Source organism: Oceanicoccus sagamiensis, from assembly GCF_002117105.1.
GTDB classification, from domain to species: domain Bacteria; phylum Pseudomonadota; class Gammaproteobacteria; order Pseudomonadales; family Dasaniaceae; genus Oceanicoccus; species Oceanicoccus sagamiensis.
In genome coordinates, this window is record NZ_CP019343.1 from 1,004,540 (window position 1) to 1,020,299 (window position 15,760).

The window sequence follows — 15,760 nt, forward strand, 5'->3', positions numbered from 1 at the left end:
GAGATACCCCAATAAGGGCAGTGCTTAGTTGCGCTCGATCAGCTCAACCAACTCACCACCCACACCGCGGCAACAAGCTGCTAAACGGCCATTATAAGGAGGGCTGCTAATACGTGCTGGTTCAGAAAACCAAACCAAACTATGATCACTTAAAGCATCAACTTCATAGCTAATCATCGCGATACCCGCCGGTAAACGACCTTCCGTTTGCGGCCGTGGCTCTGCGGCATCAATCTGGTCAATCTCTATCATGGTTTCGCCCGCTAACTGCACGGTTGCCACCGGGTGTTTACGCTCCAGCTCCCAGCCATAGGCGGCGTTGACTGATGTGATTTTGGTATCAAATTTGTACTCTTTGACATGGGGGAAGTCGGTATAAAAAGTTGTCGCAGCATCGCGGTCACCACAACACATCACCGGGATAAATAAGCGATCAACCCGGCTCTTGGCCATGGGGATTTCAAACGGGGGAACCGGGCCTTTTACCTGAGTTAAATATAAAACTTCGCCAGCTGGACCAATCACCTGCATCGCCCGGATATCGTCACTGACATCTAAATCAGCCGGTGGCCGATACAATTCAAACGGCGAATCCACTAGCTCAGTAGCCAGTGTATCCACATCCTCAACCACCACTTCCAACGACATCCAGCCCTGCTGCTTAAAGGGTATGGCCGCTGCCGCTGTCGTATCCTCTACTGCACGAATCCAACATACCTCTGTCTCCGAGGCCAAAACCGCGAAGCGAGCACCAACCAACTCTGGAGCACCCCAGATAGCGGCCTGTTGGGCACTGACTTCACCCGCCTCCAGCACCGACATGGACAGATAATCCACATAGGCATTCAGCAAAGTATCGAGATTATTACAAACCAGGGTGCCAGTTAAGGCAGGACCTAAAACAGGGGAGTCAGACATAGGAGTAAGTGGTTCAGTCAGTTAATTGGAGCAACGGCGCTAGTTCAGCGCCGCCGTAAAACATTAAGGGTGTTAACCGCGATAGTCGTCCATATCCATCGACATACGGTATTGGAAGCGCTTGGGGTTGTAGTGACAGTACAAAATATCCACTAAGCGACCATCTTCTGTAAATGAGCGGCGAGTCAGGCTAAGTACCGGCTCACCGACTTTCATATCCAGCTCATTGGCCACAAATTCCTGCGCGCTAACAGCGGTCAGGTTTTGGTCAATGCGGGTCACCTCATTGCCATTTTCTTTCATAATGTCATAGCGTACCCGGGTTTCCAGGTCACTGCGGCTAAAGCCTTCATCCAGACCTATGGTCCAGCTAATATAATGGGCAAAGGGTTCGCCATCTTCTGAACTTCTGACCCGGACTACACGGTGGGCTTTGTCATCACCCTGCAAACCCAGCTCTACGCGAATATCACCGGGAGGCACTAACATCCCCACATCAAGCACTTTGATTTTGGTATCCCGGCCCATACTGGCCAGCTTCTGTAACATACCGGTTAAAGGCGCCTGTACCGGCTCCGGGTTGTAATGATGGGTAACATGGGTGCCTTTACCACGACGGCGCTCAACCAACTCTTCAGCGGCCAATTCATCCATTGCCCGCTTAGCGGTAATTCGGGAAACATTAAAAGCCTCAGCCAACTGCTGCTCAGTAGGCATTTGCGTACCATGGGCAATCGAACCGTCCAAAATACGGTTTTTTAGCAAGGTATACATTTGATAATAAAGAGGCGTTGGTGCCTCTCCCCTTAAGGAGCCCAATTCCAGCTGGGTAAATAGTTTATCAATCACCAAGTCCATGCTTTTACCTTCCGACTTAAACGCTTATTAAAGTTCTTCAAGGCCACAACTACCTCTGTGGAGATATCCCCCGCAGAGCCCCATGAGTAGCGGCCAATTGCCATATAAAATATAATGTTAGTACTTTAAGACTATTGGCACATAAGTTCCAGTAATGAAAGTAGTTTTTTCTAACACATTCACTCTATAAGACACTCGAGAAGCCAATAACCCCACCTCCGCGATAAAAGTAAAAACTATGAATCCAACCCTGCCCAACCCTCTGTTTCGCCTGATTGTAAGCTTCCTGCTGGTAATGCCCTTGCTCAGCGCCTGCGGGCAACAACAGGCACCGGCCAATGAAGCAAAAATTGTCGCGATTACCGTGCCCGGCACCCCTTGGTATGACAGTTGGATGGTGATGGACCAACGCCTGAAAGCCTATGCTGAGCAACCGATAAAGCCAGTGTTTTATATCTCGGGACAGCTGGGCAGCGAAGAGAGCGCGCTGTCGCAATTGCGTCGCGGCAGGGTTCAGCTGGGAGGCTTTTCCCTGCAAGGCGCCTCATCCATTGTGCCTGAACTTGGCCTGCTGCTAGCGCCCTATCTCTTTGATACGCTGGAAGAAGTCGACTTTGTGATGGATACCACCATCAGCCCCGCCTTTAGCGACATGTTTGCCAGTCAGGGCCTGATATTACTGGGCTGGGCCGAAGTTGGCTGGACCAATGTCTACTCCAGAGACCCAATTATCACTCCCGCTGACGCAAATCATAAAAAGCTCCGCTCCAGCAATGCCAAGTCCTCTCAATTGCTGGTACAGGCTATTGGTGCGGATATGGTGCCATTACCCTTCCCGGATATTATGCCGTCCTTACAGACTGGCCTGATTGATGGCGGTGAGAGCGGCAGTATCTTTTACGCACTGGCCGGTATCCCCAAAGAAGCACCGCACCTGACACTGACACGCCACGCCTTTGATACCGGCATGTTTTTAGCCAATAAGGCCTGGTTTGATGCTCTCACACCCTATCAACAGGATGCGTTAAGAAACAGCCTGCCCACGTTGCAGGAGTTAAGGTCAGCTGTACGAGCCAGCGAAGCTGCGCTGCTAGCCGACCCCGCCAGCCGAGGCGTTACTCTGCACCAACCCACTGCGGCTGAGCGCCAGTTATGGAAGCAGGCAACCGCTAAAAATCATCAACGGCTGATTGATGGTATTGGTGGCGATGCCGAGAAGATTTATCAGTTGCTGCAGGAAGGGAAGAAAAAATTTAGCACACGGGATTAAACCTTTTATTCGGCTTTTCGCATTGCTGTCTGGGTGAATATCTGTGATCCCTCTTTTTCACACCCCTGATACCCAAGCCCTCACTCTTCAAGTTCCGGCAGTCTTGTAGGGTGGATTATAATCCACCAAACCCACACAAGAGCCGTCATCACCGGTGGATTACAATCCACCCTACGGGCTAACAGAAATGCCAGTAGCAGCATGCGAAATCGGGAATAAGATTAAATCAAAAATAAACTCAACTGCGGAACCAGTGCCACAATCAATAAACCCAACATCATCAATAAAATAAAGGGCACCGCTGCCTTACACACTTCCAAAAAGCTTTCGTTAAACGCACTCATGGCAATAATTAAATTCAGGCCCATTGGCGGCGTTAAATAACCTATCTCTAAATTGACGATCATCATAATGCCGAAATGAATGGTATTAAAATCCAGGCTATTAGCAATCGGCTTTAATAGCGGTGCAAGAATTAAAATAGCTGAACCAATATCAATAATACTGCCGGTTAATAACAACAGAACATTACTCAACAATAAAAAGGTAGGGCGAGTATCAATATATTGAGACAGCCACAATACCAATTGGTCGGGCAACTGCTGGTAGGTTAAAAACATATTCAGGCAAACCGCCAGCATCAGCACGGGAAATAACGAGCCAATCAGATAACAGGTTTTTTCTGTGGTCTGTACCACATCCGGCCATTTCATTTCCTTATAAACCAACAGTTGAATAATCAAAGTATAAAAAACAGCAACCACCGCAGCTTCAGTAGCGGTAAAAAAACCACTGTAAATACCACCTAAAACCAAAGCAGGAGCTGACAAGGCAAGGATACTGCGTTTAAACGTATACCAGAGCTCAATCGAATATTTTCCCGTTGGCATATGACGGCAAACCAATAATACATAGATTGAGATCAGCAAGGTCAATACAAAGGCAGGGCCAAAGCCCGCCAAAAATAAATCAACGATAGACGCCTTGGTCATCACGCCATATAAAATTAACGGAATACTGGGCGGAATAATAATACCCAAAGTACCTGCCGCACAAAGCACACCTATCGACAGACGCTTGGGGTAACCCGCGGCTATCAACGCGGGATACAACACACTACCCACCGCTAACAATGTAACGGTAGACGAACCGGACATGGCGGCAAATACCGCACAGGCCAACACTGCCGACAGAGCTAAACCACCGGGAACAATAATGGTCAGCTCGCGCAAAAAATCCGTAATCCGTTTTGCCATTGAGCCGGCACTCATTAAGTTACCCGCCAGCAAATACAGAGGAATCGATAGCAAGACTTCCTTGTTTAGCGCACCCCAGGCATCGAGGATAATAAAGCGCAATTCACTGTCACTAAAAAAATAATAACTGTAGGCCAATACCGCCGCCAAAATTACCATCACTGGCTGGCGCAGCAACAAGAGCGCAAGGACTAAAACCAATAAGCCAAATACCAACATGCCTCAACCCACCTCGCTGTTAGCAGGTTGTAACTCAGGAAATAGCGCAAACAGAAAATAGCGAATACAGGCTAGACCAAAGGCCAGCGGCAATAAACTTTGTACCGGCCAGACCGGCGTTTGCAGCACGGTGGAAAGCTCAGCCAGGGCATAGGTCTCCAACACCAGCTGCAGCGACAAAACAAAAAAGAACAGAAACAATAGCGCCGTTACCAGAGGCTGCAGCCTAAGCATCAGCGGCTCCCAGCCAGCAGGCAGCCAGTGATCTGCAAACCGGGGCCGCAGATGTGAGCCATGGGCAGAGGCCAGGCCGATACCGATCATAGAGACCACAATATTGGCATAGACACCGGTTTGATGCGCCCAGGCCAGGCCATTGCCCAGAAAAGTACGCAACATCACGTCTACAAACAACACCAACGCCAGCACCGCCAGTGCCGATAGGCAGAACAAGCGCTCTAACCGGCCAAGGCCAGCAAGGAAAGATTGTGCAGTTAACAAGGTATAGCCGTCCTAATTGATGAGACCCCGGGCTTAAAAGCCATTATTTTTATCGCGTATGGGCCAGAGGTCGCATTTTAACGCCATCGAAAGCAGAAATTAAGCGAATATTTCCATGCTCAATTTGAAGTTATTGCTACAATTATACAATTGTCACTCTATTTCTGGCGAAGATAGCCGATAACAATACCTGACAAGCCATACCCGGGCGCAAATAACCGCGTGCGCAACCTTAAACAAACAGCACTCTGCGAGAGAAACCATGCCATTATTTTCATCTAGCTTGCTTGGACGCACCCTATTACCGGTAGGAGTCGCCGGCATTATTATTCTAGCCGTGATCCATTTTGCGCTTGAAACCATCAATATAGCCACTGTGGCTATCGCAGCAGTGCTATTAATCGCAGTCGCGGCCTGGAGTATTAAAAGTCAGGTGGTTAGCCGCCTCAATGAGCTGGATACCTACCTGCATCTGGTGATTAGCACGGAAACCGCCCCCTCAAACCCGCTGCAAGACCCGGGGTCCGATGAACTGGCTACTATCAGCAATACGCTCAATAGCTTTATTGAAAACCTTCGCGACGTTATGACCAATATACGCAGCGATGCCAACGGGGTGCTGCAAGGTGCTGAAGACCAGACCCAAAGAATGTCGAATTCCGTCGCACAGCTGGAAACCAGCAGCTCAGAGGCCCTGAATATTGCCGAGTCTATTGGCCAGATTGCCGACACCTCATCCACCCTGTCTGATAATGCCGGACAAATCGCCTCTACCATTGGCGAAGCACTGGAATCACTGGAACTGGGCTCAGACGCCTCCAATGCCAACCAAAGCTCGATGAAAGAGCTGGTCAACAATGTTGAGCTGATGAGTGAAAATATCGCCCGCCTGCAAGAAGAAAGTGCACAAATCGGCTCGGTACTGGATGTGATCGGTGGTATTGCCGAACAAACCAACTTACTGGCATTAAACGCGGCCATTGAAGCGGCCCGCGCCGGTGAACAGGGACGAGGCTTTGCGGTTGTTGCCGACGAAGTTAGAGCCCTGGCGCACCGCACTCAAGACTCAACCGGTGAGATACAAACCATGGTTGAAGGCTTACAGGATAAAGCCCAAAGCGCCGTGCAGGCTATGGAACAAGGTCGCTTGCTCAGCAGCAATAGCCTGGAACAAAGCCAGCAAGTAGAAAGCGTATTGCAGCAAGTACAATCGGTGGTGGCCAATGTTGATGGACTGGCCACTCAAATTGCTGAAGGCACAACCATTCAAAATAATGCGACTGACAGTATTAACCAGCAGATGTCGAGCATTGCCAGCCAGATTCGTGAAGTGAGCGCAGGTCTGGGCATTATCTCTGAGAAAGCCCATGACCAGCAGGATATTGCCAATAAAGTGGACAGTGAACTGAATAAAATTTGCGTTTAAAAAAAAGCCCCAAGGCATTCAATGCTCTGGGGCTTTTTTATTTTTTCTCGGCTTATAAACCCAATACACCCGGGTTAATTCTACCCTTGGGATCCACCGCCTTCTTAATACTCTCAACCAGGCTAAAGGCCTCACCTTTCAGGCCGCCGCTATAGTTGTAAGATTTACCCACCTGTAAGTGCACGCAACCTTTGTCACTCATCATATCGCTAACTTCCTGACGGATGGCGCCAACAGCATTGCGAGCCTCAAGGTTTTCATCAAACTTATGCACTTTTTGATAAAACGCTTTCTCCACACTATCCTTCTGAATCTCATCCGCCGCATCGGGCCAAAAAAACAAAGGCTCAACAGCAATACAGTTGGTTGAAACATTGTTATAGAGAAAGCCGGTGGTGATACTGTACTGCTCAATAGTAGCACTGTGCTTATCAAAGATTTTTTGTACTTCTTCGGTGATCGTTACCGCCTGCGACAAAGGCACCAAACCATGAACTGGAACCCAACGCTCACCACCAGGGCCGACCATATTATTGACCGGACCAAAAGGGTTGGCGCGAATAATTTTAGGAATACTATTTTCCACATTATTACCGCCATGTTTCTTACCAATCGCTAATACCTGCTGCAAAGCATCTTCAGCCGCAGCTTCGACACGCTCTTCAATCACAATATACATCGGCCAGCGCAAATCTTTCATAAAGCGGCGTCCGGCCATGGCGATTTTGGCACCGTCTTTTATAGCACCCAATACCGAGCCACTATTTTTCAAGACACCGGTAAAGGCTTTAACATCATTGACCAAAGTATCACGCTGGGCACGCATCTCCGTTAGTGTGGGATCAAAACCAAAACATTCAGACGCTAAACCACTACGAGAAATTTCATTCATCGCTGCCAGCAAACCATTATGATCTTCAAAATCAAAGGCGGCATAGCGGTGCGCAGAAAGCTCTGGAATTAAACGTAAAGTTACCGTGGACTTAATACCCAGTGCGCCATTATCACAGGTAAACAAACCGGTGAGGTCCGGGCCAAAGTGACGAAAGAATGGAGTACCATTTTTCTGAGCCGCAGAGCCGGTAGAAATAATGGTGCCATCGGCAATCACCACATCGACACTAACCACTGAATCAACAGCACTACCATGCTTGCCACTACCCCAAAAAATACTATTCTGGGAAATACTGCCTGCAACCGAAGCCTTAATACCGGACAACGGCCCCCAATAAGGTGTGCGCACACCCGAGCCTTTTAGCGTTTCATACAAAGACTTCCAGCTACAACCCGCTTCAACCGTGACGTACATATCTTCGCGATTGATCTCAAGGATTTTATCCATGCGCTGAGTATCAATCATAAAGGTGTTTTCTTCTTCCGGCGTATAACCCTTGGTATAAGACATGCCACCGCCGCGAGCAATCACTGCATAACCCGCAGAGGTAATAGCCGCTACAACCTTGGATAACTGCTCGGCATTGTCAGGCCGGACTACCGCCGCCGCTGTTTTACCCCGAGTCCAGATATCCATGGAATAAAACACACGATCCGCCTCATCGGTCAGTACATAGTCGGCACCAACAATGGTTTGAATAGACTGGATAACATTATCAATATTCTGTTGTTCACTCATGGGACTTCTCACGAAAAGTTAGTAATACCAGCAGACCTGCAAAAAACGACAGGATACGTTCAAACACAGTCGCGGGAACGGAAAGCATTAAATAATCCTCAACAAAATTGTCGGGATTAAAATGGAAAAATACGGCAAAAACAAAACCAGTAGCAATACCTAAAAAAGCACCTTTTTGGCGTACTTTAACGCCGGACAAACGCAGCAGTACCAGTGGGCCAAAGCTTGCACCCAAACAGGTCCAGGCTAATAGCGCCCGCTTAAAGATGGTCGAAGGTAATGTTAATGACACAATAATCGCCAGAGCTACTAATACGGCGATAGTTATACGGGAGATCAATAAACTCTTATCGGGGTACAACTTAGCCAAACCCAGATCATGGGAAACCGCAGAAGCACCTACCAGCAACTGGCTATCGGCAGTTGACATAATGGCCGACAACACCGCGGCAACTAAAATCGCAGCAATCACCGGGGAAAACAAATAGTCTGTCAGGGCAAAGAAAATATACTCTGGGTTGGCCACATCCGGGATTAAAATATGCCCTACCAAACCCACAAAACACATGCCACCAAAGACCAGCATAAACCAAAGGATGGCAATAACACGCGCCTGCCTCAACGCGGTCTGGTCACGCAAGGCCATATAGCGAACCAGTAAATGTGGCTGACCTATCGCCCCAAAAGCAACGCCAGATGCTCCCAACACAAACCCCACGGCAGCAATGCCGGAGTGAACACCGGTAAGGCTTAATTGGTCCGCCGAGCTGACCGCCTGTAAGCCACTCACAAAACCTTCAAGACCACCGACTTCCATAAACGCAGCAACCGGCAATAGAATCGAGGCGGCTGCCATTAATAAACCCTGTACGGTATCGGTCACACTCACCGCCCAGAAACCACCCAAAAAGGTATAGATCATAATAATAATGCCCCCAGCACAATGCTGGTGGTCATCGATAAATCAAACGTTTGGTGAAAGGTATTGCCTGCTCCCTGAAACTGGGCGGCTACATAAAACGAAAAAGCAAATACAATAATTAATGACGAGGCATAAACAATCGCCTTGCGCCACCCGCCCTCAGAACCGTGGGCTAAAAAATCGGTCAGGGTAATTAATTGATGTTCTCGACTAAAGTCCAGCATTTTGGAACCGACATAGGACCAGGAAAAAATCATCCCGACTACCGCACCAACTACCAACCAGACCGCAGAGATACCTAACACAAAGGCTGCACCACTTACGCCTAATAATGTCCACGCGGAAGAAGAACTGGCGGAATAGCTGATCGCCGCAACAACAGGGCCGAGAGAACGGCCACCGAGAAAAAAGTCTTCAACCGTATTGGTTCGGCGCTGCGCCCAAAGACCGACCCCTATAAGAAATAATTTATAGGCGACCAGGGTGATAAGAACAATAGTGACCTTATCCATAGAATATCCACAAAGAGCAGCTTATAGCTGCCCTAAGTGATCCAGTACGTCCTGTACTTTTTGAACTTCAGCATACTTGGCATGCATATCGTGCAGGTTGGCCGCATGGGCCTCCTGGTTACGATCACCCACTGCCTCTTCTGCTACTACCACCTGATAGTTATTTTGCAAACCATCCACCACAGTGGCGCGCACACAGCCACTAGTAGTTAAACCGGTGACCACAATGGAGTCTACGCCCTGCGCTCTTAAACGCTCATCCAAATCGGTTTTAAAGAAACCGCTGGCCCAGCATTTTTCAATCACAGGCTCGCCATCAATCGGCGCCAGACGATCATCAACTTTGACCCAATCAGAATCCGGGGTTAAAACATTTAACGCATTAATACGGTCGCGAAATACGGTGGCTTCATCATCGCTGTGATAAACCACGGTGGTGTATAACACCGGTAAACCTTTGGCACGGAATTCATCCAACAAGATTTTGTTAGCGGCTACCACTTCAGGGCAATCGGTACCCAACGCACAGGCTGAACTGGTAAAACCGTTAATCATATCGATTAAAACCAGTGCCGGCTTATTACCCAGACCTAATGCTTTACGTTCCAAGTCCATAATAATTCTCGCTTTTACATTTATTTAAAAAAATTAGTTAATAGCGCCGAGACTTCGTCGGCATTGCGCTCACAGACATAGGTACGAGCGCCTTCAATAATCGCTTTCTCACCGTTTTCCACTAAAGCCAAGGCATTATCCAATTGGCCCAACAGCGGGTCTTCAGTGCCGGCAAAAGCCAATACAGGGCATTTAACCGATGCTAACTGCGTTGCATAATCCTGATCGATAACCGCCTTATAGGCGTCGGGGTAGGTATCGCCCAATGCTATACCGGTTAAGGTTTCGCGCTGGCTTAATGCCAGAGTAGCGTCAGGGTCTTTAGCTCTGACCCTTTCCCACATCAACATCAAGTGGCTGCCATTATCTTCAACCGGGAAGGCAAAAGATTTTTTCGGCAATAAATCTTTTAAGGCTTGATCTAATAAGGTGGGGCCCGATAAGGCTATCTTGCTGGCAAAACCCGGAAAATCATATTCCAGCTGCACCGCTACTGATGCACCCGTGTGATGACCAAATACTAAACATTGATGAATCCCCAGAGCCAATAAAGCCTCATGCAAAATATCGGCATAAGCTTTAATGGTAACCGCTTCGTTTAACGCATCAGAACCACCAAAGCCAGGCATATCCGGTGCAATAATATGAAACTGATTAGCCAGCCGCTCCATTAACACTTCATACATTGCCGAGGTGCTGGGAACTTGATGAAACATGACCAGCGACGGTAAATCGCTGTTGCCAGCTTCGCGATAATGAATTTGACCGATACGGGTATCAATATAGCCTCTGCGGATAGCACTCATATCAATCACCCAGCTCAACACTAATCCATTTTAACTCGGTAAATTCTTCGGTACTAAACTGACCACCACTGCGACCTATACCGGAATCACCCAGACCACCAATCGGCGCCATAGCATTACTTTGGAAGGAGTGCATACCAATATGAACAGCACCTGAGCGAATTTCTCTGGCCGCTTTAAAACCGCGTTTGATATTGTGTGTGAGTACACCGGCCGATAAGCCAAAAATACTGTCGTTGGCCAAAGCGATGGCTTCGTCTAAATCTTTCGCTTTAACAACACTGGTAAGGGGGCCAAAACTTTCGTCACACCAGGCCGTGGCATCCCGTGGCGGCTCCAGTAAAACGGTAGGCTGCAAAGTCAAACCATCATGCACCTCACCACCGGTTAACAGCTCAGTACCTCGAGACTTGGCATCTTCAATATGTTCCAGTACTTTTTCAAGAGCGCGACGATTAATTAACGGACCGTAAGCCGTATTAGTATCACGCACATCACCGATAGCTAATTGTTCACAAGCCGTTTTCATCTCAGCGATAAATTCGTCGTAGATACCTGCCTCTACCACAATGCGTGAGTTAGCCATACAAATCTGGCCAGCGTGGGTAAACATACCGTCAATGGCAATAGCCGCCGCTTCTTTGGCTTCAAAGTCATTTAGCACCAGTAAAGCCGACTTACCGCCTAGTTCTAATTGTGCTGGCCGCATTTTTTCTACCGCCACTTTGCCAATCGCTTTACCGGTTGCGGTAGAACCGGTCACCGCAATCGCATCAATATCATCATGGCTAACCAATGGCGCGCCACACTCGGCACCAAAACCGGTCACCACACTAATCGCCTGGGCAGGCAAACCCGCTTCCACTAATAGCTTGGCATATTCAATCGCAATTAATGGCGTTTCTTCTGAAGGCTTAATAACAACGCTATTACCGGCCGCCAAAGGAAAAGCAGTCATTTTTGTCAGTAATAGTAACGGTGCGTTATAAGGCACAATCGAAGCTACCACCCCTAATGGTTCACGAAAAACCATTGATATTTTGCTGGGGTCATCATTGGGCATAGTATCGCCATAAAGACGACGCACTTCACCGGCTGCCGCACGTAGTAAATCAGCGGTTCGCATAATTTCATAACGCGCTTTATTAATAACCGAACCACTTTCGTCGATTAATAAATCAAGATAACGCTGCTCACCTTCGGTGGCCATAATATCGGCCGCTTTCAGCAAAACCGCTTCACGGGCACTTGGCGTCAGGCTATGCCACTGATCAAAACCTTTGCGCGCAGCGGCTACTGCCAAATCAACATCAGCGGCCTGACCGCGGGGAACACGCCCCATCACGTCTTCAGTGGCGGGTGATAAAACGTCAAAAGCCTCACCAGAAACTGCGGGCTGTTCAACACCACCAATTATTAATCCACGTTCAATCATAAAACTCTAAACTCACTCTTAAAAAAACAAAACCCCGCGACAGCTATGCAGCGGGGTTTTTAGTAACAGGATATTACTTTTTAACGCCAGCAAACTGGGCTTCGGCCTGCTCTAACAATTCAGTTTTAGCAGCGTCGAACTTACCCATTTCTGGCGAGAAGCCCTGTACCAAAGCCATACCAATATCACGCAGGGCACGAGACTGTGGCGCAGTACCCAAAGTACCGGAGGTGCCAGAAATCTTTAATGCACCCTGTGCAACACCGTAAGCAGCTTCAGCAATAATGCCTTTATTTAAGCGCCATAACTTAACCACTTCTTCTTTGGGCAAAATCGGCGGTTCTGAAGTTTCCAGATCCAACTGACGACGCATAAATAATACGGCGGTGTGGTAGTCCTTCATCATGTCACCAAAAATGCTTTGGTAAACCGGGTTGGTTGCATAAGTAGCGCCGGTATCTTTATAAGTTTTCTTACGCAGGTGAACTTTAGTCTGCTCGTAAATAGAGTGGGCCACACCCAAGTAAACAGCGGGGCCAGCTACCTGATTGCCCACAAAAGAGCCACGGCTCATTGACATAGATTTTACAAACGCACCGGGTACAGCCAGGCTCATATCATCGGGAACAAACACATCTTTCATCACCAGACCATCGGTAGCACTACCACGCAGTCCCATAGCATCCCACTTGATACGACGATCAAGGCCTTCGCCCTGACTGTCAATAATAAAAGTACAGAGGCCGCCAGCATCATCGGTGCCCTCTAGAGAGGCGGTTACCAGATAATAGTTAGCCACATCATAAGCACAGGCAAAAGATTTCACGCCGTTAAGGATATAACCGCCATCCACTTTCTTGGCTACAGTCTCAATGGTTAATTTGGCTTTTTCAGACTTGGCACCTTCTGAGGTAAAGTTACCCGTCCAGTTTTTACCTTCGCCGATTAAGCGCAATAATTTTTCCGCCCAGGCTTTGGCCTTGGCTTCATCATCTTTATTCTCAAACAAACCTGCTTCAATCGCTTTTAATAGCAAGACACCACGAGAGGTTGAAGAACACTGGAAGAAGTAAGCCATCGCCGTAGAAGGACAAGCCGTGGCAATCGCAAATACAGAAGCACACAGGTCGCGTAAACCACCACCCAGACCGCCGTACTCTTTAGGTACCATTAAACCCATCAGCCCCGCTTCGGCCAAGGTACCCACATGCGGGCGATGGAACTCGGCACTGCGATCAACTTCAATCGCCTGCTCGGCTAATGAAGGCAGCACGCCTTCAACGATTTGCTGAATTTCACGCTCTTCCGCTGAAAGATCTTCAACATAATATTCACCAGTTAATTTTGTCACAGTCACTCTCCTGATTTTTTATTTAATACGTTTTTAAACAGCTGTTATGGCTTGCGCTAATCGCCAGGGGCGATTGCGAATTAAGTCGGTACCACGGGAAACTACTTTATCCTGTGCATTTAATGGGGTTAATGGTGCCAATGTAATCCCGGCACCCTGACCCGCCTGAGTTATTAAAGGATAAGTCAGATTGCCATCGAACTCACGCTCTTCCCATGGAGTCAGTACGGTAAAGTCCTTATGGAGCTTATTGGCAAAGCTGCAACCCAATTCAGAGGGCTGGGTAACGGCAATCATATTTAAGCGATTTTCTGCGGCGCGCTCAACCAGGCCAGTAACCAGCTCCCATTTTTCTTGTACAGAAAAGGGAACGGCAACCACTTCAACACTTTGCATGGCAATTAAGCGGAACATTTCCGGATAGATAGTATCTGCGCCGGTAGCCAAACCCAAGCGACCAAAGGCCACATCCACCGAGACCACCTCGTCACCGAGTGCCGACCAGGAAAGACGAGCCGACGGATGCAATTGTTTCTGGGTAGCAATAATGCCTTGCTTATTAATCGCCACGGTCGCGTGGAAGTGCTGGCCACCCTCTTCAATAATAATCGAGCACACAATAACGGCATCCGCAGCAATCGCTGTAAACTGCTCAACCACAGCCTGAGACTGGGCCACTTCTTCGGCTAGGTCTGGAGCACTACTATCGGCAACAAAAAACAGTTCGGGTAGCACAACAATCTCTGCACCCTGAGCAATAGCGGCTGTAGCCTGCTCTACGGCTTCGGCAATGGCCTCTGCGCCGGTATTGGCTAATTGAATCATAGCCGCGGTAGCCGACTCTGCACCGTTATAGGCAAGCTCTGGCTGAGTGGCGGGGTCTTCGCCAATAGGCTGGTAAAGATCCGGGCGACGACTGGCAAAGATATCGGTGCCATCCGCAGCCACTTTATTCAGGGCATCCGCCGGATTGATATCGGCAAAGATAATTTCTTCTTCGTTGCCCGCAATGGCTAGCACGGTACCGTCTGGAGCAACGATTTGACTATCACCAGCGCCGCATAAAAACGGCTTGGAGATGCCCGTCGCTTCACTGACCGGGTCCATTAAAAACTCCGGAATTAATGGGCCGACTTTATTCGCCGCTACCATAAAGACTTTATTTTCCGCTGCACGCACTGGCATATGTAAGCTGCCTTCATCCGGGGCAAAGGAGTTAACGCTATTACAAATAATTTGTGCACCGCGCAGGCTTAGCGAACGAGGCGGCTCATTAATAACGCCATCCATACAGGCGTATAGGCCAAGCTTACCTAGCGGGGTTTCAACAATGGGGCCCTCGGTTTGCGCGGGGCGCAGAAAATCATTTTCATGGCCAATATAAATTTGCTTATCGTTATCTGCCAGCAACTCGCCTTCCGGTGAGTAGAGCAAACTGGTACCCGTACAGGCACCATCTTCGCGCAAGATAGTGCAGTTAATCACCACATGGGCACCCACTTCTTTGACGCAATCAGCAATACTTTGTAACCAGGGGCTATCTAAACCGATCGACACCTTGTCACAGTGGGCCTGGTCTTCATACCAGGACAGGTGATTACAAAACTCAGGCAATACAATTAGATCGGGCTTACACTCAGCCGCCTTGCGGATCATGCGCAGGCAGGTTTGCAGGTTTTCATCGAGGTCGTGGCCAATATGGAACTGGGCAGCGGCAACGCGGATTGTTGAAGACTCACTCATGACAATAACTCAACCAAATAACGTAGTGATTAAAAGGGATAAACTGATACCAAACCGATGATAGAAATAGCAATATCGGAGGGCAAATGTTATAAACTAATAACATTATACCTTTTAATCGGGATAAGGTCATTAACAATGCCCTCAAAAGAAGCTGGCGACAAGCGCCAAGGCCCGAGATGACGGTGTTTTTGCGATAACTTAACAAATCTTAAACCACTAGCAAACGGCGAACCGTTAGGGTTACAAAAGAAGATCCAAACACCCTGCTGCCCCGTAGTTTATGAAACACAGC

General features: G+C 48.4%; 12 protein-coding genes and 1 pseudogene. 2 read left to right on the forward strand and 11 right to left on the reverse strand.

What is annotated here, in order from left to right:
* Positions 1-24 precede the first annotated feature (24 nt).
* Together BST96_RS04525 and BST96_RS04530 are read right to left on the reverse strand one after the other, a co-directional pair.
* On the reverse strand, positions 25-918 hold the full coding sequence (locus tag BST96_RS04525; protein ID WP_085757557.1) for a VOC family protein: 894 nt from the start codon (positions 916-918) through the stop codon (positions 25-27).
* A 72-nt stretch (positions 919-990) separates the two neighbouring features.
* Positions 991-1,776, reverse strand: a complete 786-nt coding sequence (locus BST96_RS04530; protein WP_085757558.1) for a GntR family transcriptional regulator — start codon at positions 1,774-1,776, stop codon at positions 991-993.
* 238 nt (positions 1,777-2,014) lie between these two features.
* Between BST96_RS04530 and BST96_RS04535 the strand changes: the two genes are divergently transcribed.
* Positions 2,015-3,046, forward strand: a complete 1,032-nt coding sequence (locus tag BST96_RS04535; RefSeq protein ID WP_085757559.1) for a TRAP transporter substrate-binding protein — start codon at positions 2,015-2,017, stop codon at positions 3,044-3,046.
* Between the two features lie 221 nt (positions 3,047-3,267).
* Here the strand turns inward: BST96_RS04535 and BST96_RS04540 are convergent, their stop codons facing one another.
* Both BST96_RS04540 and BST96_RS04545 read right to left on the reverse strand, forming a co-directional pair.
* Entirely contained in the window at positions 3,268-4,521 is a 1,254-nt protein-coding gene (locus BST96_RS04540) for a TRAP transporter large permease (RefSeq protein WP_085757560.1), read from the reverse strand.
* A 3-nt stretch (positions 4,522-4,524) separates the two neighbouring features.
* Complete coding sequence (locus tag BST96_RS04545; protein ID WP_085757561.1) at positions 4,525-5,022, reverse strand: TRAP transporter small permease; 498 nt, start codon at positions 5,020-5,022, stop codon at positions 4,525-4,527.
* A 262-nt stretch (positions 5,023-5,284) separates the two neighbouring features.
* On the opposite strand from BST96_RS04545, the gene BST96_RS04550 reads away from it, so the two are divergent.
* Positions 5,285-6,448: a methyl-accepting chemotaxis protein gene (locus tag BST96_RS04550; protein ID WP_085757562.1), complete on the forward strand. Its 1,164-nt coding sequence runs from the start codon at positions 5,285-5,287 to the stop codon at positions 6,446-6,448.
* Positions 6,449-6,500: 52 nt separating this feature from the next.
* Here BST96_RS04550 and BST96_RS04555 read toward each other — a convergent pair whose 3' ends face one another.
* The 7 genes and pseudogenes from BST96_RS04555 to BST96_RS04585 form a co-directional block, all read right to left on the reverse strand.
* A complete protein-coding gene (locus BST96_RS04555) occupies positions 6,501-8,081 on the reverse strand; it encodes an FAD-binding oxidoreductase (RefSeq protein WP_085757563.1) in 1,581 nt (526 codons plus the stop codon).
* Positions 8,074-9,515, reverse strand: a pseudogene (locus BST96_RS21445) (sodium/proline symporter). Before BST96_RS21445 ends, BST96_RS04555 begins: the two are co-directional and overlap by 8 nt.
* Before the next feature lie 21 nt (positions 9,516-9,536).
* Positions 9,537-10,130: an isochorismatase family protein gene (locus tag BST96_RS04565; RefSeq protein ID WP_085757564.1), complete on the reverse strand. Its 594-nt coding sequence runs from the start codon at positions 10,128-10,130 to the stop codon at positions 9,537-9,539.
* 20 nt (positions 10,131-10,150) lie between these two features.
* Positions 10,151-10,936 (reverse strand): alpha/beta fold hydrolase, encoded by a 786-nt coding sequence (locus BST96_RS04570; protein WP_157117853.1) that lies wholly within the window; start codon positions 10,934-10,936, stop codon positions 10,151-10,153.
* Between the two features lies 1 nt (position 10,937).
* Positions 10,938-12,371: an aldehyde dehydrogenase family protein gene (locus BST96_RS04575; RefSeq protein ID WP_085757566.1), complete on the reverse strand. Its 1,434-nt coding sequence runs from the start codon at positions 12,369-12,371 to the stop codon at positions 10,938-10,940.
* 73 nt (positions 12,372-12,444) lie between these two features.
* Positions 12,445-13,722, reverse strand: coding sequence for an acyl-CoA dehydrogenase family protein (locus BST96_RS04580; protein ID WP_085757567.1), 1,278 nt, complete (start codon positions 13,720-13,722; stop codon positions 12,445-12,447).
* A 33-nt stretch (positions 13,723-13,755) separates the two neighbouring features.
* Positions 13,756-15,465: a carbon-nitrogen hydrolase family protein gene (locus BST96_RS04585; protein ID WP_085757568.1), complete on the reverse strand. Its 1,710-nt coding sequence runs from the start codon at positions 15,463-15,465 to the stop codon at positions 13,756-13,758.
* Positions 15,466-15,760: the final 295 nt, after the last annotated feature.

What these genes read in the sequence shown, in the direction of transcription:
- BST96_RS04525 (WP_085757557.1), bottom strand. Translation starts at nt 918, where the DNA reads ATGTCTGACTCCCCTGTTTTAGGTCCTGCCTTAACTGGCACCCTGGTT.
- BST96_RS04530 (WP_085757558.1), bottom strand. Translation starts at nt 1,776, where the DNA reads ATGGACTTGGTGATTGATAAACTATTTACCCAGCTGGAATTGGGCTCC.
- BST96_RS04535 (WP_085757559.1), top strand. Translation starts at nt 2,015, where the DNA reads ATGAATCCAACCCTGCCCAACCCTCTGTTTCGCCTGATTGTAAGCTTC.
- BST96_RS04540 (WP_085757560.1), bottom strand. Translation starts at nt 4,521, where the DNA reads ATGTTGGTATTTGGCTTATTGGTTTTAGTCCTTGCGCTCTTGTTGCTG.
- BST96_RS04550 (WP_085757562.1), top strand. Translation starts at nt 5,285, where the DNA reads ATGCCATTATTTTCATCTAGCTTGCTTGGACGCACCCTATTACCGGTA.
- BST96_RS04555 (WP_085757563.1), bottom strand. Translation starts at nt 8,081, where the DNA reads ATGAGTGAACAACAGAATATTGATAATGTTATCCAGTCTATTCAAACC.
- BST96_RS04565 (WP_085757564.1), bottom strand. Translation starts at nt 10,130, where the DNA reads ATGGACTTGGAACGTAAAGCATTAGGTCTGGGTAATAAGCCGGCACTG.
- BST96_RS04570 (WP_157117853.1), bottom strand. Translation starts at nt 10,936, where the DNA reads ATGAGTGCTATCCGCAGAGGCTATATTGATACCCGTATCGGTCAAATT.
- BST96_RS04575 (WP_085757566.1), bottom strand. Translation starts at nt 12,371, where the DNA reads ATGATTGAACGTGGATTAATAATTGGTGGTGTTGAACAGCCCGCAGTT.
- BST96_RS04585 (WP_085757568.1), bottom strand. Translation starts at nt 15,465, where the DNA reads ATGAGTGAGTCTTCAACAATCCGCGTTGCCGCTGCCCAGTTCCATATT.